At 32.5% G+C, this 22,329-nt stretch carries 17 protein-coding genes; 1 reads left to right on the forward strand and 16 read right to left on the reverse strand.

Annotation, left to right across the window (positions count from 1 at the left end):
* Positions 1-303: 303 nt before the first annotated feature.
* Positions 304-3,690, reverse strand: a complete 3,387-nt coding sequence (locus QZL64_RS05220) for an autotransporter outer membrane beta-barrel domain-containing protein (protein WP_021840945.1) — start codon at positions 3,688-3,690, stop codon at positions 304-306.
* A gap of 364 nt (positions 3,691-4,054) precedes the next feature.
* Here QZL64_RS05220 and QZL64_RS05225 point away from each other — a divergent pair, with 364 nt between their 5' ends.
* Positions 4,055-5,116 carry a tetratricopeptide repeat protein gene (locus QZL64_RS05225; protein WP_021840946.1) on the forward strand — a complete coding sequence of 354 codons (1,062 nt, stop codon included), beginning with the start codon at positions 4,055-4,057 and terminating at the stop codon, positions 5,114-5,116.
* Between the two features lie 237 nt (positions 5,117-5,353).
* Here the strand turns inward: QZL64_RS05225 and QZL64_RS05230 are convergent, their stop codons facing one another.
* The 15 genes from QZL64_RS05230 to galU all read right to left on the reverse strand — a co-directional run bounded on the left by QZL64_RS05230 (position 5,354) and on the right by galU (position 22,187).
* Positions 5,354-7,066 (reverse strand): DUF4209 domain-containing protein, encoded by a 1,713-nt coding sequence (locus QZL64_RS05230; RefSeq protein ID WP_021840947.1) that lies wholly within the window; start codon positions 7,064-7,066, stop codon positions 5,354-5,356.
* A 41-nt stretch (positions 7,067-7,107) separates the two neighbouring features.
* Entirely contained in the window at positions 7,108-7,776 is a 669-nt protein-coding gene (locus tag QZL64_RS05235; protein ID WP_021840948.1) for a hypothetical protein, read from the reverse strand.
* Positions 7,757-7,921 carry a hypothetical protein gene (locus QZL64_RS05240; RefSeq protein WP_021840949.1) on the reverse strand — a complete coding sequence of 55 codons (165 nt, stop codon included), beginning with the start codon at positions 7,919-7,921 and terminating at the stop codon, positions 7,757-7,759. Before QZL64_RS05240 ends, QZL64_RS05235 begins: the two co-directional genes overlap by 20 nt.
* A 201-nt stretch (positions 7,922-8,122) precedes the next feature.
* A complete protein-coding gene (locus QZL64_RS05245; protein ID WP_021840950.1) occupies positions 8,123-9,469 on the reverse strand; it encodes a DUF3329 domain-containing protein in 1,347 nt (448 codons plus the stop codon).
* A 26-nt stretch (positions 9,470-9,495) separates the two neighbouring features.
* Positions 9,496-10,479: a dTDP-glucose 4,6-dehydratase gene (gene rfbB, locus QZL64_RS05250; protein ID WP_021840951.1), complete on the reverse strand. Its 984-nt coding sequence runs from the start codon at positions 10,477-10,479 to the stop codon at positions 9,496-9,498.
* Between the two features lie 27 nt (positions 10,480-10,506).
* Positions 10,507-11,802 carry an O-antigen polymerase gene (locus QZL64_RS05255; RefSeq protein ID WP_021840952.1) on the reverse strand — a complete coding sequence of 432 codons (1,296 nt, stop codon included), beginning with the start codon at positions 11,800-11,802 and terminating at the stop codon, positions 10,507-10,509.
* On the reverse strand, positions 11,795-12,466 hold the full coding sequence (locus QZL64_RS05260) for a hypothetical protein (protein WP_156705920.1): 672 nt from the start codon (positions 12,464-12,466) through the stop codon (positions 11,795-11,797). The genes QZL64_RS05255 and QZL64_RS05260 overlap by 8 nt, the downstream gene beginning before the upstream one ends.
* A gap of 18 nt (positions 12,467-12,484) precedes the next feature.
* Positions 12,485-13,732, reverse strand: a complete 1,248-nt coding sequence (locus QZL64_RS05265) for a flippase (RefSeq protein WP_021840954.1) — start codon at positions 13,730-13,732, stop codon at positions 12,485-12,487.
* A 21-nt stretch (positions 13,733-13,753) separates the two neighbouring features.
* Positions 13,754-15,655, reverse strand: a complete 1,902-nt coding sequence (locus QZL64_RS05270; RefSeq protein WP_021840955.1) for an HAD family hydrolase — start codon at positions 15,653-15,655, stop codon at positions 13,754-13,756.
* Positions 15,656-16,798: a glycosyltransferase gene (locus QZL64_RS05275; RefSeq protein ID WP_021840956.1), complete on the reverse strand. Its 1,143-nt coding sequence runs from the start codon at positions 16,796-16,798 to the stop codon at positions 15,656-15,658. It lies immediately after the preceding gene.
* A 5-nt stretch (positions 16,799-16,803) separates the two neighbouring features.
* Complete coding sequence (locus QZL64_RS05280) at positions 16,804-17,865, reverse strand: glycosyltransferase family 2 protein (protein ID WP_021840957.1); 1,062 nt, start codon at positions 17,863-17,865, stop codon at positions 16,804-16,806.
* Positions 17,866-17,930: 65 nt separating this feature from the next.
* On the reverse strand, positions 17,931-18,695 hold the full coding sequence (locus tag QZL64_RS05285; protein ID WP_021840958.1) for a DUF4422 domain-containing protein: 765 nt from the start codon (positions 18,693-18,695) through the stop codon (positions 17,931-17,933).
* A complete protein-coding gene (glf, locus tag QZL64_RS05290; RefSeq protein ID WP_021840959.1) occupies positions 18,696-19,793 on the reverse strand; it encodes a UDP-galactopyranose mutase in 1,098 nt (365 codons plus the stop codon).
* A gap of 16 nt (positions 19,794-19,809) precedes the next feature.
* On the reverse strand, positions 19,810-21,249 hold the full coding sequence (gene wbaP / locus QZL64_RS05295; protein ID WP_021840960.1) for an undecaprenyl-phosphate galactose phosphotransferase WbaP: 1,440 nt from the start codon (positions 21,247-21,249) through the stop codon (positions 19,810-19,812).
* Positions 21,250-21,317: 68 nt separating this feature from the next.
* Complete coding sequence (gene galU / locus QZL64_RS05300) at positions 21,318-22,187, reverse strand: UTP--glucose-1-phosphate uridylyltransferase GalU (RefSeq protein ID WP_021840961.1); 870 nt, start codon at positions 22,185-22,187, stop codon at positions 21,318-21,320.
* Positions 22,188-22,329: the final 142 nt, after the last annotated feature.

Here is a 22,329-nt window from a genome sequence, read left to right on the forward strand (position 1 = left end):
TATTTGTCGCATTTGATTATACTATGAACCTTGTATATTTTCTTTAAAATTTAAGTAAAAATTTCGTAAAAACACTTATGCTCCAATTATAGTACCACAGATTTATAAAATGCTCTAGAGAATTTATCTTTAAAAATCAATTAGTTTGAAATTTTACGATTTTTTATTATTATAATAATAACTTTCAATTATTGATATCACTTCAGACAGCAAAAAGGCCTCCCATGATGTCTTTTCAACATCATCGGAGGCCTTACTATTACTTAAATCACTTATTCAAATTTATACTATACAGTCTATCACCTAGAACTTCCACGACATACCGCCGTTAATTTCCCAAGCATTTGAATAGGAGCCGCTAAACTTGCGTTCAAATTCGAACCAGAGACTTCTATCATGGCTTAATTCAGCCTGTAACCCGACACCTAAATCATACCAAGTTTCTTTGCCGTCACGATTGTAATCAATGCGTTCTAAACCGTCAGCGGATATAAAGGTAATACCGCCGTCACCGGCAAATTCATGGAATACATCGCCTTTAATGTACCACGATGTTTTATCATCAATATTACGGCCCAAACGGAAACCTAAGCGGCTGATAAAACTGTTCACGCTGTCCAATTGATGATTGATGCCGTCATTGCTGATGTACGATTTACTATTCATATGGGTGTATTGTAACTGCGCCTGAGGTTCAAGATACCAACCGTTTTTAAGGTTGAAGTTACGGCCATATTCTACACTGCCCTGTTGATACCAAGTACCAAAGGAGCTCCGTGATTCATCGCCATTCACTAAGAATGTACGACTATCACCGTTTAATTTGCCGACACGAGCTACCACATCCAGATAATGGCCATTATTACCTAACCAAGTATGATAGAACGATCCGGTGTAACGGTTATATTCGTTCCGTCCATCAGTGAACGATGCATTGCTGCGAAGATATGTAAACGATGCCCCTTGATGAATCGTACTGCCATCATCACGAGATATTACATAATCTTTGCCTACTTCAAAACGATTGCTGTGGCCGGAATAAGCGTCACGGCCATAGCGATTATACGACGTGCGAGCCCAAATACCGTCTGCATCAGCATTGGTATTCATGTACCGTGCTTCACCCATGCGTTTATTCAACGTATCCACTTCGGTTGTAAGATCATACATAATTTGCGAGTTGATACGACCACTCGGAACAATCGGACTTTCTGTATACTCTACGGTGCCAAAGAACCAATCCGTTATAGTATCTGTAGCTGCTCTAGCCGTTACTGTAGTCATATCCGCGGCACTATCCAAATCTGTTGTCGTATCGATTGTAGTATCGGTATCAGTTGTTGCACTCGTATCCGTTACATTCGTTGTTTCAGAAGTTAAGCCGATAATATAATCATATAAGCCGCCTTTTGCTACATTACGCTGTGTAATCCAGCTTGTGAAAACCGCATCACTATTCGTCAGCGTAGCAAAATACAAACGGTCATTTATCTCCATATTTTCTAAATGCATCAGTGATCGCTCGCTTAACAACGTGAAAGTACCGGTAGCACTTTCGGTAGCGGTAATATAATCGCTGTTATCCGTTTTTTCTTTTAATCCGCCATTGCTGTTCCAGTCGAGATCCATAAGAACCAACCCGTCACCGTTTCCGGATAAATTATTTGCGGTAAGACTCGTACCTGTATGTGTGTAATCACTCATATTAAGAAAGGAGCTATTTTCTAACTTCGTCAACGAGCTGTCACCGGTTACTCGCCACACAGCACCATTTTGTAACGCTATATTGATAGCCGGCGCTTCTTCGATATATGGATTTTCCCAATCATCTTCATCGCCCCAATTATCCTCATCATCGGTACTATCCGATTCATCGGCATCATAGGTTACATAATTATCTAACTCTTCATCATCTCCATACTCTTCTTCGTCATCAATGACATACACCTTGTCGATGTTTTGTATTTTCGTGGTGCCTGTAAACGATGAGCTAGGCGTATCAAAGAGTATATCAATCTGTCCATTAAGGGCTTGCATATTACCCTTTACATTCTTATCTACGTCAGTAGCAAGTGCCTGGATACGACCGGCAGACTCAGTATAGAGCGCGTTGTCTTTAGCATTAATAACAAGACCTTTATTAAAAACAATGTCACTGTTATATTTTGCTTCAGCCCCTGTTTCAACCCCATCAATTGCAACGTCGTCATTAAAACTAATCTTTGAAAGATCTTCGGCCCATGGATCTACATCAGATTCCGTCGATGCACCAATACCGACACCATATATGAAAGTTTCGCCATTAAAATTAATTTTCCCGGTACCTAGCGATTTAGCTCCAATACCGGCACCGTCTATGAGAGTTTCACCATTAAAATTAATATTCCCATAATAATCTGCATAGGCTGCCGTGGCCCCTTCATTTTCTACTGTAATTGTACCGGCCGTCAAATTAATGTTACCGTTCTGAACGCGAAGGCTTGCCTGAGAGCGCTCATCTGTTGTTCCCGTGGAATGCAAGTAAATAGAGTCTCCCGCATTTAAAGTAATATCACCACTTTCTGCATAGAGCATTGTATGTGGCACACCGATAGCTAAATTTATGTTCTTATCGGCTTGTAATTCAACCTTACTACCCCCGCGATAGGCTACAAGCATACTAGTCTTATGCGGGTATTTCTCTGAAAAGGCAGACATGTCTCTTCCTTCAGCTACCCAATCAATTTCATTCGCTTTTAAGAGTGCCTGCGAACCATACGTGGTTGACACCAGTTGCTGCGTATTACCTGTAATAGCTTGTGCCTGTAACTGGATATTTGCCTTATTTTCTGCCGACACAACAGGCATATAACCCGGTACTTGTTCACGGAAATTAATATTACCCGCGGCGGTTACAACTGCGTGGCCCCCATATTCCAAACCAATTAAATACGCATACTGATTTCGATTAAAGTTAATATCATTACCTGCTGTTATCGTTGCCTCAGCATTATTAGCAAAATACAAAATCGGTAGTCCCTGGACAGCCGCAATATCACTATAGGTATGATTAAAGTTAACATTATGATCTGCTTCCAATTGAATCTTAGCACCATAATATGCACTGAGTGTGTTGGCCCTTGCATAATTATTAAATACTAAATCATTGCCGGCGTGCATAGATAATGTATTCTTATTCCCCACAACAAGCATTGGATTATCTTCAAAAACTTCACTCTTATTAAAAGTAATATTATTGGCTTCATAATTGATAGTACTGCCATTACCTCTTGTAGCAATTACCAAATTATGACGATCAACTGTACTTTCAATAGTGTCAGCATTGTGAAAATTGATATTAGTATTATCCTTTGTTATATAGATACCAGCCGACTTAGCATCTATGGCTAAGGAATGACCGTTCATATCTAAATCTAAACTGCTGTTTTCACTTTTACCGCTATATATAATAATAGAACTAGCATTCTCTGTACTTTGAGAACTAATAGTAACATCGGATAGTGCCGTAACTTTTTGTTCACCGTCAAGTCTATATAAGATATTTCCTGCCGGAAGGTCATAATTACCTTCAATGGTATCACCGGTCAGCGGATAATCCGCTGCCATAGCACCCCCTATATAAGTTGTGCTCAATAAAGCTCCCAATACCAATACACGCAATAATCGTTTGTTTCCCTTTTTACCCCTCATGTATACCACCCCGTTTTTAAAACATCTATCTCCACACCTAATTTTTCACAATCCCCTTAAAATCTATATGTTTTATCCGAACTGCCATATATGTAAATCACCCCCCTAAATACATATATTTGTATACTTATTATATAATTATTTTAATAAGTTGTCAGTAATCAACTTAATTTACAGATAAAAAAATCATCATATATTCATAATTAAAAATGAATTGAAAATTTATAATCTATTCATCTAAAATAATTCGTTGAAATATTTTATTTTCTTAGCATTTTCCATCACCATGCAAAATCCAAATATTTATTAAATTACCAACATATTATATAATTAAATAAATACTTTTCACTAAAAGGAGTCCATCATGGCAAAAAATAAGAAAAATTCAAAGGCCCCTACCGAATCAGCTGCTCCGGAATATGCTACACATGACGCAAGAGCTGCCCTAGAGTCTCGCTATGAATCCTATTTAAAGTCAATTGGCAAAGAAAATATTTCCCAATTAGATAATGATGAACGACTGGAAATGCTTTTAAACTTTTTTAAGTCAGATTACAGTCAACCGGAAACTGGTATTTCAAGTATGGATATTATTTCACCTAATTTCGGCGAAAACAATATAAATAATCCTACTAAACGACTAACTAAGGCTAACGCTCAAACAAGTGACGACTATCTCGAGCTGGCTAAGCAAACACCGGCCCCTAATATTCGCTTACGTTATTTGCGAAAAGCACTCGAACTTGACCCGCTCAACTTTGATGCCACCTCTATACTAATTAATTTAAAAGATTTATCTCCGGAAGAATTAGTTAAAGAATATAGTAAAGCCTATGAAGATGCTAAAAATACCCTCGCTAAAGAAGGCTATATGACACAAGATTGCATCGGAGATTTTTGGCTTATTTTAGAAACACGCCCTTTTATGCGCCTTATGTATAACTATATGATTGCCTTAATTAATACTAACCGCTTACATGATGCGATAGAGCTTTTGAAGGAAGCGTTGACTTTTAACACCTCCGATAATTTAGGCTTACGCTATGACCTCATGCATATATATGTCAAATTACAGCGCTTTGATGACGCTTTAAAACTACATGCACAATATAAAAAAGACGAGCGTTTATCTATGCTCTTACCGCTCTCGGTACTTTATTACACAACAAGGAACTATACTAAATCACGTAATATACTGAAAAAACTAGCCGCCTCAAAGCAATTTTGTGATGTCTTTACTCTTATAAATAGTTATGGATTAGATTATGCCGTAGAAGAAGCTATACCTTCTATGCTACCGGATGCCTATGAAGAAATAGCCGCTAAAGAACTATTAATGACTTTAGAAAACGGCTCATACCTCTATCGAGATTGTCAAAGCTATTTTGAATGGGCTTATGAAGAGTTGGAAGCGTTAGATTTATAAAACAATAAAACTCATTTACTTTTTAATAGATATAAATTTCAAGTGCCGGTACGCCCATCGACGTACCGGCACTGTTTTAACTTTAAATAATATAACTCGATTAAATAATCCAATATCTTACTATTTCTTGGGTGTACTAAAAAAGAAATAACTCCCAAATCAATGCGCTTGATTCCTCCGTCTACTTTTACCATGCTTAATATAGATAACTTGTGCTAAATTGCACTATAAAATTAATCAATCATTTTCATTATAAAAATCAGCATATCTTACTAGTAATAGAATCACCAGACACAATAAATAACAATATCGTCCTGTTTCAAAATCATATTCTTCAACTAATCCATGAGCAATATTATTTCTTATATTTCCCCCTAAAGATTGACACAGTAAGCATTGAAATTGCCAAAAAATTGATTTATTATTGTCTTCAGAATTTTTAATTAAATAATTTAATATATCCCATAACGTATATTCTTCAGTTCGACCATCTTTATCAATCTTATATGTTAAGCCATATTGTTCCTGTGCAATATATCGAAATAAGTTTTCTAATTGTAAAACTAAAACTTGATATCCTGTACACAATTCTCCTTGAAATATTAAAAACAGCACATTTCGAAAAATCTTATTCCTAGTTGCTGGGACTATTTCATTATGTCTTATTAGAAAATCAAAACTATATTCACTAAATATAAAAGTATCTTTTATATATGAATAGATATGTTTTAAATAACAACCAGCAACATCTGCATATCTCATAACCATATGATCTACATGATTTCTCAAATTAGTACTATTATTTTCATAGTCAGAAGACATTAGTGGCATAAATATATCAGTAGATTGCCCTCTATCATTAATAATACTACATGGAAACGTATCACTTATAAATCCGGAAGATTTACAGTCTTTTACCATATTTTTTACTATATCAAAGTCTAGATATTTAATAAACTTTAAGGAATAAAATATTATTTCTATAAAATTTAATTTTTTCAAATCCTCTTCTATCGTATTGAGAGAAATGTTAGAGTCAATACTTATCTCTATTATTTTCATATTATTCACTTTGTTTATTTGTACCAGCATCAATTTCTGCTTCAGTTCATTTGCCTTTTTCCGGTTCTTACAACGAGTATAAGAGTCTATTGCGTTTATTAAAAATCGCTCTTGCTTAAAATAATCCTTATCTGGAATAAAGTTAAACAATTTTTCAAAATATTCTGCATAGTCTTTTTCAATACTTATGATTAAATTTGAATCACCTAGTTTATTAGCCCATTTTCTTTTTAAAATAAAAATCTTTTCATTAATATGCTCATTTTCACCTCTTATACTTACATTATTATTAAGAAATTCTAATGCCTCGTAATATGAAATAAAGTGTTCTGCTGATAAAATGTCTAAAATTGATAGTGTTATATATATTGAGGTATTATTTTCATTATGAAATATAATATTATGTAGAATTTTAAATATTGTATTGAGTTTTTTTCTATTATTTATTTCTTTTGCCAAAGCGATAGCATATGTCGAAACCTCTAAAACAGATTCATCAAAATTTATTTCACGCTCTAAATGAATAAGATAATAATCAAGTGCTTTATCAGCAGCCTTATAGTCTCTTTGATCCAGCCAAATACACTCCCAAATATAAGCACTAAAGTACGGCAAAAAATTGTCAAAATTTAATTTTTCTAAACATTCCAATTCAGACTTAACAAGAAAACAATTATTAACTCTTACTAAACTTTCATCTAAAAAAATATTTAATTTACGCTTCTTATTTTCTTCAATTATTAATAATCCACATATCTTTTGTAATATCTTAAGAGCTTTTTTCTCTCCAATATTTTCTAACTCTACGTCCTTTAAGTTTACTATTGGCCAGTATCTTAAATTTCCTGTATTTAATTTAACTTGATTAATCAGTTCATAAATATTCACTTCATCATTCCTTAATATATAATTAGTTGAAAATTAGTGTGCTACTTTTTTATAAATTGATTTAATATTTTCAAGAAAAGCGTCTTACATTCTTCTAATGAAATATCGCCTCTAATTAAATTAGTTATAGCCATTATACTTTCTGCGTTATCCTCAATTATTAAATATAATTTTGCATTATCTATTACTTTCTCAAAGGTCATATTATTCCAATTCTGTGAAGTAGAAATTGATACGCCAGTATCAATTAATGTAGTAGAAATCGAGTAACCTGCTGGTATCTTTTTCGCTTTTTGCATATTATGCTCTACAATTATTTCCTGTAAAATGATTTTATATTTCTTATTAAGAAAATCTAAATCCTCTTTAATGGCAATAAAAACTCCTTTACCATACTCTTTAACTTCCTCATAGCTTGGAAAGTGCCCGTGATGGATAACACGATTTCTAAGATTCCGTAATTCACCAGTTAATAAATACGGCTTTCTATCTTCATTATTAAAGTACTCGTTTTCAAATAATTCCAACTGAGCTCCACTTTTTTTTCGTACTGCATTCCACTTATCATCCTTTGATTCATGATTAAATCTACATATAACTTCAATGTAAAACTCATAATATTTTTCTAGTGCTGCGGCATAATTTAATATAGCTGCACTATAATTTTTCTTCAGCAAGTTATAAGTTGCATTAAAAAAAAAAAATTTCAAAAACTTCAGCTTGCATAATTATTGCAAGTTTATGACCTTTAGAACATTCTACAATATAAACTCCATCATCATTAAGTGTAAAATCTTTAATAATAATGTTAGGCGGTGTTGTATCACATTGATAACAAGCTGTCATTAAATACATATTCTACTCCTATTTCTAATAAAAAATAAATTATTTATTAATTATTTATTCTTCAATTTAATCAATTATTCCTCTCCATATGCTATTTTTTCTTATTTCTTTTTATTATCAAAATTTTATGCTTATAGGACAAAAGGGCCTCGCACAAGTACAGTTAATACTGTATATAGCAAAAGCCCTTCTATTTTAATATATAATTTTTTATTTTACTTCTATACCATTAGTTTGTATAGTTCTTACTTTATAATAGGCAGCCATACCCTTATTTAACCAAAAATCATTTTGTGATTTTGGTTTTAAATCTTCCAAACCATGAGCCGCACTATATCGATTCATAACCTGTACCGGATTAACATAAATGTCTTTTTCGCCACGGGATATGGCCGTTTGAATAATCTGCTCATTTACAGCGACTTGTCTATTATAATCTATCGTACTTTCAACAGCCGATCTATATTCTCTCCCAAAGGATGCAAGCATAATAACACTCAACGTTGCAATCAAAGCAGTTTTATTAAAACCTACATACGCTTCATTTCTGATAAAGTCAGCTATTAATATACCCGTAGCAATAATAAAGAGAATCGTACCACTAAAGACGATACGTGACCCAAAACCACCTACGGCCGACATGGCAATAGCACAAAGAAAAGTACCAACAAGATAAATTAGTGAGCTTTGTTTATCCGTTTTCTTCAACAAGAAATACAATATCACGAATATAAGAACTAAGAACAAAGTCTTTTCATAATCAATCAATCTTAGTGCATTTTGTGGGATTCGCCCGATAACTTTAAGAAATGCTCCTTGATGGCCTTCGGCTTCATAACGAATAAAATTACCCGGTGCAAACCACATTGCTGCACTACCTGCTAGAGTACCAAGGAGGCCCCAAATACTAAATTGAGGAATTAAATTATATTTCTTTTTATACTGCCACATATAGCAGAGAATAAATCCAATAATTCCTACCGAAAAATTTTCATTGGCCCAACCGGAGAAAATTCCTAAGATAAATAAAAGAATATACAAGAAATAGTTTCTGAAAGTTTCACGGTTGCCATCATATAACCTATAAAACAACATGAAAATTAACGGAATAATAATTGTCCACAAATAATTACCGGCACCGGTTAACCACAAAATATTCTGACCAAAAGCCGGTAAAAATACCCAAATGGAAAAGTTAATATAAATGAGAATTGACAAAGACCAATACTTAGCCTTTGTAATGTGAGCATAAACCAGCAATAGCAGTACAACGTAGATGAACGAGTTAGCCACATTGAATATGGATTTTGGCATGCTTAAAAATAATAAGGAGAAAAATTCGCCCCATACACGGCCACTCCAAGTGAGATAGTATTTCTCTAAGGCTTGATACATATCCCCCACGGAATGAATTTTCACTGCTGCCGCATACTTTAAATAATCGTCCACAACAAACCCAGTCAGGCTATTTAGTTTGAACATCAAAATAAAAATGCCAACCAATAATCCTACAAATGCTATTTTTGTTGCCACCGGTGACTTTAAATACTTATACAAAACAATTACATCCTTCCCTCAATACACTATACTCCACTAATTATATCTTCCCGCCATTGGTGGTTATCCAAATACCATTGTATCGTTTTTTTGATTCCGTTGGCAAACTTCGTTTCCGGTAACCATCCCAACTCAGTATAAATCTTAGTCGGATCAATGGCATAGCGCAAATCATGTCCTTTACGATCAGCAACATAGGTAATTAAGTCTTCCGATTTACCTAACTCTTTGCAAATCAATTTTACTATATTAATATTAGCCATTTCATTATGTCCACCAATATTATATACTTCCCCTTCACGGCCTTTATGAATAACCAAATCTATAGCTCTGCAATGATCTTCTACATAAAGCCAATCACGAACATTTTGGCCGTTACCATATACAGGTAACTGTTGATTATTTAAAGCATTAACAATCATAAGCGGAATTAACTTCTCTGGGTATTGATAGGGTCCATAGTTATTGGAACAACGAGAAATCGTCACCGGAAGTCCATAGGTTCTAAAATAGGACAATACCAATAAATCAGCTGCAGCCTTAGAGCTACTATATGGCGAGCTTGGATGTAATGGCGTTGTTTCCGTAAATAGCAAATCCGGTCTATCCAATGGCAAATCACCATATACCTCATCCGTCGAAACTTGATGATAACGTTTAATGCCGTATTTGAGACACGCATCCATCAATACGTCTGTCCCCAAGATATTTGTTTCTAAAAAAATACCGGGATTATTGATAGATCGATCTACATGTGATTCAGCTGCAAAATTAACAATCATATCAGGTTTTTCTTCTTCAAACAACTGATTAATAGCTTTTCTATCACAAATATCTGCTTTAACAAATCTGAAGTTTGGATTAGTCATTACACTCGTCAATGTAGAAAGATTGCCGGCATAGGTTAGCTTGTCTACACAAATAATACGATACGAAGGATAGGTCTTCAGCATATAAAATATGAAGTTTGAGCCAATAAAACCAGCACCGCCAGTGACTAGGACTTTCACATTAGAACTCCTCAGACGTAACTTTAATCAATACTTATCTAAAATTATCTTTTTAGCAATCCACAAACAAACACCAATATAAATAATCGTAGTCCCAAATAAATCTAAAAAAAATCTCTCATCAATTGACGATAAAAATAATGGATACGAAATAGTCGCATATATTATTAGTGATGTAATCTTGATACTATTATTATATTTCAAATAATTATAGTAATAACTATAAAATACCCCTAATAACCACATAACTCCTAACATACCGATTATCCCAAAAGCCTTAATATATCTCCATTCTGCAGTATAAACATTAGTATCAATACCTTCAAAATTAACAAACGGCAAAAATATCTCTACTTCTGGTAAGTTAAACCCTAAGAAATTAAGATTCCTATAAACACTAACCAATAAATTAGAACCAATTAAAGAATTCTCTACTGGTATCTGATGATATATAACATCAAAAGCTGGAACAGATAAGCCTAAATAATGCGATAAAATTATAAAAGGTGTTCTAGTACTACTAGCAACCTTTCCAGATAAATACCCCATTATCAAGAAAAAGGCTATGGCCATAATCCCTAGTATGCCAAGAATAATAATTGATTTTATACCGGCCTCTAGCTTAAATTGATTCTTCTTCAAATAAAGAAAATTTCCAATTACCACAACAAATATAACAAATGACATCATTGCCATACGCCCGGTTGTAAATATCATAAAAGGAATATAAGCTAAAACTGGCACAAGTAAAATTAGATTTATATTTGACCATTTAAAAAATATTAAATTGCTTAAAAATGCATATATATATACTGAAGCAATCGCTAGAGAAATATATTGTCGATAATTCATCCAGCGACTCAACATAACTTGCTCAGCTTCAATTGCTGGTCTTACAGTTTTTATAATATTAAATATACCATCTGTATTTCCAAGTAATACAGATAAGTGATAAATTTCACGAAAACTAAACATCGCCAAAATACTCATTATCAAAAAAGAAAAGAAAATTAATTTATTAGCTTTATAATATTTAACAGTCAAAATTGGCGAAATCGGTTGTCTATAAAAAGCAATCTTACAAGCAGCTAAATTACCGCAAGCAAATGATAAAATGGCCATAAATAATACTATTGTACTTGACATTGAAAACTGTAATTGCCAACGATCTATGTTTAATGCAGCCAATATAGAGCTTAATAACATAGTCATACTCATTAAAATACCAGGTTGAAGTACATCCCCTTTAAAAAAGTATATTAAACCTATTGTTAAAATCAATAATAATGCAGATAAAATATACAAAAATCCTGGATCAACCATTTTTTTCATTCCTTATCGAAATTAAAAATACTATCACCACTCCAATAATAGTTCCTAAAACAGCGCCTATAATTCCATACTTTATTATTATAATATTTTTATCATTTGCTAATAGTTTTGGTTCTAATGTATATGTACTTACTTCTTTAAATTGACTTTGTGGGGTTATCTGATTAATCCTCGACTCAGCAAAAGAAATATATTCGTCTAAATATTTAGTTCCATATAATTTTATATATTCATAATCTTTTGCATCATCTGCACTTAATGTGAAAATAAACTGAATAACCCCCGAATGAATATCAACAACATGAATATGTTTCTGCAACCATTCAACCTTCTGAATTTCAGTTAGCTTATCCCAATCGCTATTAATTTTTTTATAATCAAATCTATTTTCTGATTGTTTCAAAAATAAATCAATTTCACTATAACTCTTTAAAAATGTACCATAGTCAAGAGAATTATTAAACATTAATGGCTGATTATACTCAATTTTTATAGTTTTTTCAGTATGAAATCGTGTACTTTGAATAACATAGTCTGTAAAAAAAGTTTTTTCAATTACTAAACCTAATGAAAAAATAATTGCTAATAGAATGATGTAAATAAACTTACTTTTTAGTGTATCAATAAAAACTCCAAATTTTACACTTTGCATCATGACCTCCTAAATTTTTTATTAAATCTCTTTTAATACATTATTTTTAAAAACATATCCCAAAATAGCAAATGTAATTACCCCTTCAACAATTACCATTATTATAGCAACACCCTCACCAAGCCAATAAGGAGCTATACAAAACATCAATATGATATCTAAAATAGCCCCCAACACAAGAATATTGCTAAAGATCTTTTGATAGCCATAATTTAACAAAACTTGAATTCCAAAGACATTACTTATTGATATTATCATAGGTAATAATGCTAATATTTGTAAAATTTCTACACTTGACTGATATCCTTCACCAAATAATAGCTGTACTACATAAGGTGCCAAAAAGATTAAAGATATACTTCCTATCAAACAGCCACCGATATAAACTTTTCCATACAGTTTTATAAAATTCAAAAAATTATTTTTACCCTCTTGAATTTTTTTACTGGCATAAGGATACACCGCTTGATTAACAGTAAACATAACACCTTTAATGCTATCTATTAATTTATTAGCCGCACTAAAATATCCCACTATAGTGTCATTAGAAAAAATACCTAATAAGACTATATTACTAGTTGTATATATGTTTATAGCAATAGTAGAAAGAAAAATATGCCAACCATCATTCATAGTTTTTATTACACCTTTAAACGTTGGCTTTATAAACACAAAACTATATTGTCTTACTATAATTATATACGAAAGTATCCCTGCGAGGATTAATGTACTAGACTGAAATAAAGCCGCTAACAAATAATCATCCTGGTTTCGAACAAACAAAAAAACCAAAATAACAGTTGCCAACCTAGCTATTATATTGACAATTGTTATATATCTCATTTGTTGAATTCCCTGAAAAAACCATGTAGGGAAAACAAAATTACCTAATGCTAATAAAAAAACACTCCAGTACAAATAAGCATCAAACTTTATTGCCATAAAATCAATGATCAAAATAGAAAAAAAAGAAAATAAAGCTGTTAAAAGAAGAAGTAATGCCTTACAAGTCATAATATTAATAAAAATATCTGCAATTTGCTTCTTTTCAATTACTCTTGCAATATCTCTAGGTCCAGTCATATTAAAGCCGTAATCTACAATAATAATACAATATTGAACTATGCCTTGCATAAAAGCAATCGCACCAAATTTTTCAACGCCTAATACTCGAACTAAATAAGGTAATAATATAAAATTCAATATGTATTCTGCACCTTTTAAACTTACCAATGAAAAAATATTTTCAAACAACTTATTTATTTTCATAGTTCAATCTCTTAATAATATTTATTTATATTTCTTATACAAATAGTAAAATTTAAAAATCAATTTCATCAAATATCGGTTTTTAATTTTCTCTATAATAGCCCCAGACAACCATGGACTATTCTTAATAGAATTTATAGAGTCTTCAAAAGATGAGGCTTTTGAACTTAAAATTAATGGTCGTAACTCATCAAGAATCACCCTATAATCTTTCCATATTTTTATATCTTCTAGAGTTGGTGTAATTGCAAAGTTTTTAAAGTTTTGCAGAGCTATATTAGTACTAATATCTTCATCAAAAAATTGATTCATACTAGATTCAAAAAATGACAATGCCCCCCTCTGCAATTCTTGAATATAATATTTTTCGTCAACTTTCCCGTCTCCAATATACTCGAAGTCAGCTAATATTGGTTCCACTTTATTATCTATAACTTGATAACCTTTAACGCTCCCATGCGGAGCAGTGAGAAATATTTCTAAAAACATATAACAAAAACGCAATAGGACCTTATATGGCTTGGTTTTATTACCTGAGTCAAAAAATATGTTTCTAGTTGTATTTTCCTCAATTGCAGAATGCAAATAAAAATAAAAAGGATTTACATCTAAATTCTCTTGTTTTAAATAATATTTTAATGCAAACTCAATGCTACAGCCGGCTCCCATGTCAATAATACCAACATTTCCATAAAATTGCTCTTGATGAAAATATGATTGAATAAGTATTGCCTGAGCCTTAGAATCACTGAATATCTGTTCTTTAATAAAATCAAACAAAGACTCTACTCGCTGATCAATTTTCAAAGTATCAATATTAAATCTATCTTGACGAGCCAATTTAAATTTGTCTAACACTACATCATCAACTGTAATGCAAAATCTATCTAACACATATTCTAATGTAAAAGATTTATCCCAAGATTTATAATGTTTTACCATATCGTCAAAAGATTTATCATATTGTAAAATCGGCCTTATTACAGACTTTCTTGAAATATAAAAATATTTTGAATCTATGTTAGGACAATATAAAGAAAAAGCTTTTTTCAAAATGTATCCATCTCGTGAAAAGAAGAAAACTTTTTTTAAATTTTTTTGCTCTACTTGTTGCGCTAACCACTTAGTAAAACCTAATAATAATGGACCAAAAACCTCATATCCTATTTTAAAAATATCATTTTCTTTAATCGGCATATTATTATTAATAAACCGATTTATCCAATTGTATGTAAAAATTTCCTGACTAAATAAACCCTCTTCATCATAATAAGTGGGAAATAATTCCCCTTCATCAATCAAAAATGCAGATAATCCTTGCATTTTTGCCTTTTTAAAGTCAGCATTTTTGTCATTACCAATATGAAGAACTTGAGATGGTAATAATCTTTCTTTTTCTAAAACCTTCTTAAATAGTAAACCCTGCTCCCATTTTGTAATCCGTTCATCACACGAAGAGTAAACTATTTTATGATGTAAATAATCGTTTTTCTCTAAAATTTTATTAATATCTGATGCACTAAAGTACATATCAGAAATAATGAGAATAGGTTTTTCTATGGACACGCAATAATTATAAATCTCTTGAAGTTCTTGATTCGCTGTACAAACAAGCAATTCTATTTCTAACTCCATTTTCTTTATTAAATTTTTCTCATTTTCACTATAATTATCATCAAAATTTTCATAAATTTCATCAATATTTACTTCTCGATAAGTGCATCTTTTTCTTGCATTAGCCTCAGCCGCAATTCGGGCATCGTATATCTTTTTTGATGTTCCTAACAACTTATTAACTTTACATTCTAGTAACCTAAATACATCTTTATTATTACCAAGATTTCTTTTTATCAAAGTATCAAACACATCAAATGATATAACATCATGTTTTGAAATTATTAATTTTAGTTTCTCAAGATCCATTTAATTTTTCTCTTTCAAGTAAAAACTCATTATCTTATTAACTTCTGTATCAATATCATAACCGGCTAAACTTAAATCTTTCGAAGTGTCTCTTCTAGTAACAGCACTCTTCTTTAATATTATATCTGCCCAAGTCTTTTTCTCTAATTTCTTATCGATAAAATAACACAAGCCATCTACTAGCTTTAATTCTTTGGTTATATTATCTGAAAAAAAACAAGGCAATCCGCAGGCTTGTGCTTCTACACCAACAACAGTAAGTCCTTCAAACCTTGAAGGCATTACAAAACAATCCATTGCCTGCATTAATTCAGCCACATCATGTCGTATCCCTAAAAATAAAACTGATTCTTCTAAATTTAATCTTTTTACTTGTTCTAAAGCTTTTTTATAATATGTGTCATCACCTACATAGTCACCTATTAATAATAATTTAGCTTCCACTCTTTTATTATGCACTTCATTGAATACATCAATCAAAAATTCGTGATCTTTTTGATACACAAATCTACCCACATGACCAACAACAAAGTCTTCATCATCAAATTTTAACTCAGAGCGTTTGATTTGTCTTACTTTATCATTAAAAACTAAATCTTTTGTATTAATAGCATTATGAATAACCGTAAATGGTTGTGTATTCCCAAACATCCACTGCCCAGCTAAATTCGAGCAAGCAAAGTAATCAGTTACACTCCACTTCATAAGAATTCGATTAAAGCTTATTAAAGCCCGTCTAATTTGACCAATCTTATTTTCAAAACCACCATTATGAGAATGTATTATTCTCACCGGAATTCCCATTATTTTTCCTAGAAATAATGGAAAAATATATTCTAAACTATTAGTATTTAGTACAATCGCCTTATAGTTTTTTGATTCTTTGCGAAGTAGTTTTATCCATTGCCAATAATGTTTTAAAGGATTCTTATGACGGGAACAAACACCAAAAATCTTTGATCCGGCTTTTCTTATTTTATCGGCAAAGACAATATCATATTCATTGGTAATATTTACAAAATCATAAACTACTTTATTTCTATCTAAATGGTCAAATTGCTGCATTAAATATGTTTCAAGACCACCTATATTCCGAGTCATGCCAATTTGTAAAACTTTTACCGGCAATAAATCTTGATTCATTTTAATTATCCTTTAATTTTTGCAAATAAAAATGGAAATTGTCTTTTTATTAATCCAATCATCCGTACAAGCCACAACAACATAACTCCTTTTTCATCGCGCAACAAAAATATCATTAATTTCTGTTTCTCAGAAATGTTTATAAACTCAACACACTTAAAATAATTATATATTTTACTATCTCTAATTGACGTTAATAACTTTTGAATATTTTCATCTGATTCAATAGCTCGTTGTAGTGTAGAATATACAATCCGAGTATACATCCAAAATAACATACTCTTGGATTCATCATCCATATTTTCAAAACCATGAAAAAATGCTAAGAAACGCTCGATTTTCATTATATGTAGATTATAGTAATCATCGTTCTTTTGCGACGATAAACTATTAGACTCTGTTAATTTAATATAATGATATCCTGTATAGTCAATACATTTGAATATATTAACATATTCAAAATAGCGGATATTAAAGTCAAAATCTTCATTTACACGATATGAAGGATTTAGTTCAAGTCCATTTCCCTCTATTATTTCACGGCGATAAAAACCATTCGATAAATAGCCAAATAATGGCACTAACTCCATTTTTAAAATTTGCTTGGCAATTTCGTTTCGATCTCTATATTCATGAGTTAATAAACTTTGCACTTTAAAAAAATGATTTTTTGTATCTTTTTGAATATATTCTTCAATACAACCATACTTTAAACAATCTATATCGCACTCTCTCAAATGAATATATGCTGTTGCAAGTAAATCTTTATCAACATAATCATCACTATCGCAAAATGTTACATATTTTCCTTTAATATTTGATAAGCCATAATTTCTAGCTGCTGCGGCCCCGGCATTTTGCTGCATCTGATAAAGTTTAATTCGATTGTCTTTTTTTAAATAGGACTCACAAATATCATAACTATTATCTGTAGATTGATCATCAACTAAAATCAATTCAAAATTTGTATATGTTTGTTCCAATATACTTTCTATCGCCCTTTGCAAAAAAGGTACAGCATTATAAACTGGCATAATGACACTAAAAAACGGTTTATTAACTTCCATATAATACTTCTCCCTTGCATACAACGATAATCAAGTTACTATAATCTAAAATAGTGTTTAATTTCTTACTTTCCAAATACCTTACGTTTCAAAAAGCTACCGCCTTTTTTGAGCCAATTTTGTTTTTCCATAAAAGAAACATTTTGCTCTTTATAGTTAATCTGATTTTTTTCAATCCAAACATCGAGTAAAATTTCACTGACGAATCCAAAGATGCGAGATTCATATGGATTATAGTCGGAAATATCTACTCGTTTTTCCAATTCAAACAATATAGCAAATAGCCATTCACAATATTGATTGTATAAATCACGACGCATCACAAACATATTGAACATATGAGCCCAAGTGCGATTGCATACAGTTGCAAAAGCTTCTGAATATTCCGGATACATTTCAGCAATAATAGTTTCAGTTACATCTAACCCTTCACTATGATGGGCATGGTTATAATGCGAACGATTGCTTTCAATATAATACCGACGTTTATCGGCAACTACAACCGGATATTGCTCTAATAAAGTTTGCCATTGTTCGCTAGTTAAAACTTGCTGCTTCTTTTCTTCAATATTGCGAACTTCTTTATTGGTAAAATAGCGACGATAATGCACTAACCCCACATAATCCGCCTCTAAGTTTTTCCATGCCCAATAAAGTGCCGTTAATTCACAATAGTTAGGATTTTTAGCTGATATATTATCACCGGTATTATCACCAACATACCCTAAATCAGCTTTGCCTTCTCTACCTACATGTATAGCCATATATACTGAATCATTTGGCATCCAATACAATTTATGTGCTGCCACTAAAATTTTTATTTCCGCCACTTACTTCAATTCCTTTTCTACTAAACGCAATGCACTTGCAATCACTTTATCCATATCATAATATACATATTCAGCTAAACGACCACCGAATATAACATTTTTTTCTTCTTTAGCTTTTGAAGCATATTTCGCATATAAATCATAGTTCTTTTCATTATTGACAGGATAATAGGCTTCCTCTCCTACTTTCCAGTCAGCAGGATACTCTTTAGTTACATAAGAAACAGGTTGTGTGCCAAATTCAAAATGTTTATGTTCAATTATACGAGTGTATGGTACATCAGCTGCTGTATAGTTAACTACTGCTACGCCCTGATAATTATCTGTTTCTATTTTTTCCGTTTCAAAACGCAAACCACGATATTCCAATTGACCAAATTCATAGTTATAGTATTCATCAATCGGTCCTGTATAGATAATTTTATCCGCTAAGGCTGTTAACTCTTCACGATTTTTAATAAAATCGATACCTAAGCGTACTTCAATACCTTCTAACATATTTTCAATTAGTTTGGTATAACCACCTTCAGGAATCCCCTGATAGCGATCATTGAAGTAATTATTATCGTATGTATAGCGAACCGGCAAGCGTTTAATAATAAACGACGGAATCTCTGTACAAGGTCGCCCCCATTGCTTTTCGGTGTAACCTTTGATTAGCTTTTCATAGATATCGGTGCCAACTAAACTGATAGCCTGTTCTTCCAAGTTTTTTGGTTCATCAGTAATTACGGCTCTCTGTTTTTCAATAATAGCTTTAGCTTCAGCTGGAGTAGAGATACCCCACATTTTACTAAATGTATTCATATTAAACGGCAGATTGTACATTTCACCTTTATAGTTGGCTACCGGAGAGTTTACATAGTTATTAAAAGTGGCAAATTGATTCACATAATCCCACACATGTTTCATCGAAGTATGGAAGATATGAGCACCATATACATGAATATTAATACCATCCTTATTTTCGCAATACATATTACCGCCAATATGATTACGACGATCGATAACTAATACCTTTTTACCACGTTTATGTGCTTCATGCGCAAATACAGAACCGAAAGGACCTGCACCAACTACTAAATAATCGTACTTCATTCGCATCACTCCTCTACTAATAAGCACCTTTGCGTTGTAATACGGCTGTTACGGTTTTTACTAAATATACAATGTCAATCCAAACTGACCAATTATGTACATACCACGAATCCATCTGAACACGTTCATCATAAGTAGTATCACTACGGCCGCTAACTTGCCAAACACCGGTAATTCCCGGTGGCACTAAGTAGAAATCTTGTATATATTCACCATATTTCTCTACTTCAGCCTGAACAATCGGCCTTGGTCCTACTAAGCTCATTTCCCCTTTTAAAACATTGAGCAACTGTGGTAATTCATCAAGACTTGTTTTACGTAAAAAGTGACCGATTTTAGTAATACGTGGATCGTTTTTCAATTTAAAATCTCGATTCCACTCTTCCTGTGCTTCCGGATTATCTTTTAAATATTCCTGCAAGGCTTCTTCAGCATTTACTACCATCGAACGGAACTTATAACAAGGAAACTCCTTGCCATGTTGCCCCACACGTCGATGTGCAAATAAAATTGGACCGGGATCGGATATATAAATAAAGGCAGCTATGATAAGTCCAATAGGAAGGAAAACTATCATCCCGGCTAAGGTTAAAACAGTATCAAATACTCGTTTTAAGAATCGATAATATGGTCTGGCCAAGTTGTTTTTTACATTAACCAAAAGCATATTTTCTTCCATTAAGCCTTGAACTGACACATTCGCTACCGGTAACCCGATTAATTCCGGCACAAACGATACATTTTTGATTAAAATTTCCAACCGATTAACTAAAGTGATTAGTTTATCCGGTGGCAATCCCGGAGCGCAGACGATTACATGCTGAATCTTAGTCTTAGCCACAATTTCATCAATATCGCAAAAACCACCCAATAATAGATATTGTTCGATTAAATTCTTACAAACCGGATTATCATCAATAAAGCCGACTATTTCATAGCACATAATCGGATGGCGGTCAAAAGACTGTAAGACAAGTTCTGCCGTCTTGCCGGCGCCAATAATAATAACCGGAATTTTAAGAACGCCCTTAGCTATTAAAACGCGTTCTAAAATATAGCGTCCCAATAATAATGTTATAAAGGTCAATACCCAAGATCCTATAATAAATAATCGCGACACATCACCTGCCACATTAGCTGCATACATAAGAAATACAGTGAGCAAGACGCTATAAGAAACGGCCTTAAATAAGTTTCTAACACGTTCCCAATACGGCAAAGCAATTTCATAACAATGGCACACAAACATCATGAATAGAAATAATGCCGGTGCAATTAAATAAATATATATGCTACGAATATGAAATGTATCAGATACAGGTGGAAACATCCACATTTTTCTTGCTTCAAAGGAAAGCGAAAGGCCTGAAACAATCATAAAATAATCAATAATAAACAAACATAAAGGCAATACATACGTGGTATTACGTTTTAATAATGGGATTGAATCTTTCATCGCAGTAAATCCTTTCAATAAACTTTTTATTATATAATAATAGGTTATTAATTGTTTAATACAAGGATTTAAAACTTATCTAAATCTAACGTTTTTAAATATTCGGTTAATGCTTCCCCAACTTGTTCATTACGAAGTCCATATTCAATCATAGCTTGCAAATAACCAAATCGGTTACCGATATCATAACGTTTACCTTCATAAGCTAAAGCAAATACATCTTCATCCAGCTGTGCAATCGCATCGGTTAATTGTAATTCATTGCCGGCACCAACCGGAATATTTTCCAAACAATCAAAGATTTTTGGTGACAATATATAGCGTCCCAAAACCGCAATATTTGACGGTGCTAACTCTTTTTGTGGTTTTTCTACTAAACCTTCTACTTTATATACGGTATCAGTAATCGGAGTCCCCGCCACGATTCCATAAGAACTAACCATATTCTCCGGCACTCGTTGTACTCCCAACACGGTTCCGCCATAGGTATTATATGTATCAATTAACTGTTTTAGGCATGGGTATTCCGGATTGTATACCACATCGTCACCCAACAAAACGGCAAATGGTTCACCGGCACAAAAGGCTTTAGCACATAATACGGCATCCCCCAAGCCACGCGGTGCTTTTTGGCGAATAAAATGCACACGAATATCAGCCAAGCGGCGTACCATGGCCAACTGTTTCTTTTTCCTCTGCTGTTGTAATAACTGTTCCAATTCAACACTCGTATCAAAGTGATCTTCAATAGCCCGTTTATTTCGTCCCGTAATAATAAGAATTTCTTCAATACCGGAATCAACCGCTTCTTCAATAATATATTGAATGGCCGGAGTATCCACAATAGGCAACATTTCTTTTGGCTGCGCCTTTGTTGCCGGTAAAAAACGAGTACCAAATCCTGCTGCCGGAATAACGGCTTTTCTCACACTTTTCATACTACACCTCAATAACTAACGACTCAACTTGATTTTTATAATACACAAAATAAATAAGTAGAAAAAATTAATTTATCCGTTTATATTTCCTTTTATTATAACATTTTACATAAATCATAACCACCCGTAGAACGGGTGGTTT

Source organism: Veillonella sp. CAG:933 (genome assembly GCF_000431435.1).
Taxonomy (GTDB): domain Bacteria; phylum Bacillota; class Negativicutes; order Veillonellales; family Veillonellaceae; genus Veillonella_A.

Coding starts and splice junctions, on each gene's coding strand:
- QZL64_RS05220 (WP_021840945.1), bottom strand. CDS start 3,690: ATGAGGGGTAAAAAGGGAAACAAACGATTATTGCGTGTATTGGTATTG.
- QZL64_RS05225 (WP_021840946.1), top strand. CDS start 4,055: ATGGCAAAAAATAAGAAAAATTCAAAGGCCCCTACCGAATCAGCTGCT.
- QZL64_RS05240 (WP_021840949.1), bottom strand. CDS start 7,921: ATGTATTTAATGACAGCTTGTTATCAATGTGATACAACACCGCCTAAC.
- QZL64_RS05255 (WP_021840952.1), bottom strand. CDS start 11,802: ATGGTTGATCCAGGATTTTTGTATATTTTATCTGCATTATTATTGATT.
- QZL64_RS05260 (WP_156705920.1), bottom strand. CDS start 12,466: ATGATGCAAAGTGTAAAATTTGGAGTTTTTATTGATACACTAAAAAGT.
- QZL64_RS05265 (WP_021840954.1), bottom strand. CDS start 13,732: ATGAAAATAAATAAGTTGTTTGAAAATATTTTTTCATTGGTAAGTTTA.
- QZL64_RS05270 (WP_021840955.1), bottom strand. CDS start 15,655: ATGGATCTTGAGAAACTAAAATTAATAATTTCAAAACATGATGTTATA.
- QZL64_RS05275 (WP_021840956.1), bottom strand. CDS start 16,798: ATGAATCAAGATTTATTGCCGGTAAAAGTTTTACAAATTGGCATGACT.
- QZL64_RS05280 (WP_021840957.1), bottom strand. CDS start 17,865: ATGGAAGTTAATAAACCGTTTTTTAGTGTCATTATGCCAGTTTATAAT.
- glf (WP_021840959.1), bottom strand. CDS start 19,793: ATGAAGTACGATTATTTAGTAGTTGGTGCAGGTCCTTTCGGTTCTGTA.
- wbaP (WP_021840960.1), bottom strand. CDS start 21,249: ATGAAAGATTCAATCCCATTATTAAAACGTAATACCACGTATGTATTG.
- galU (WP_021840961.1), bottom strand. CDS start 22,187: ATGAAAAGTGTGAGAAAAGCCGTTATTCCGGCAGCAGGATTTGGTACT.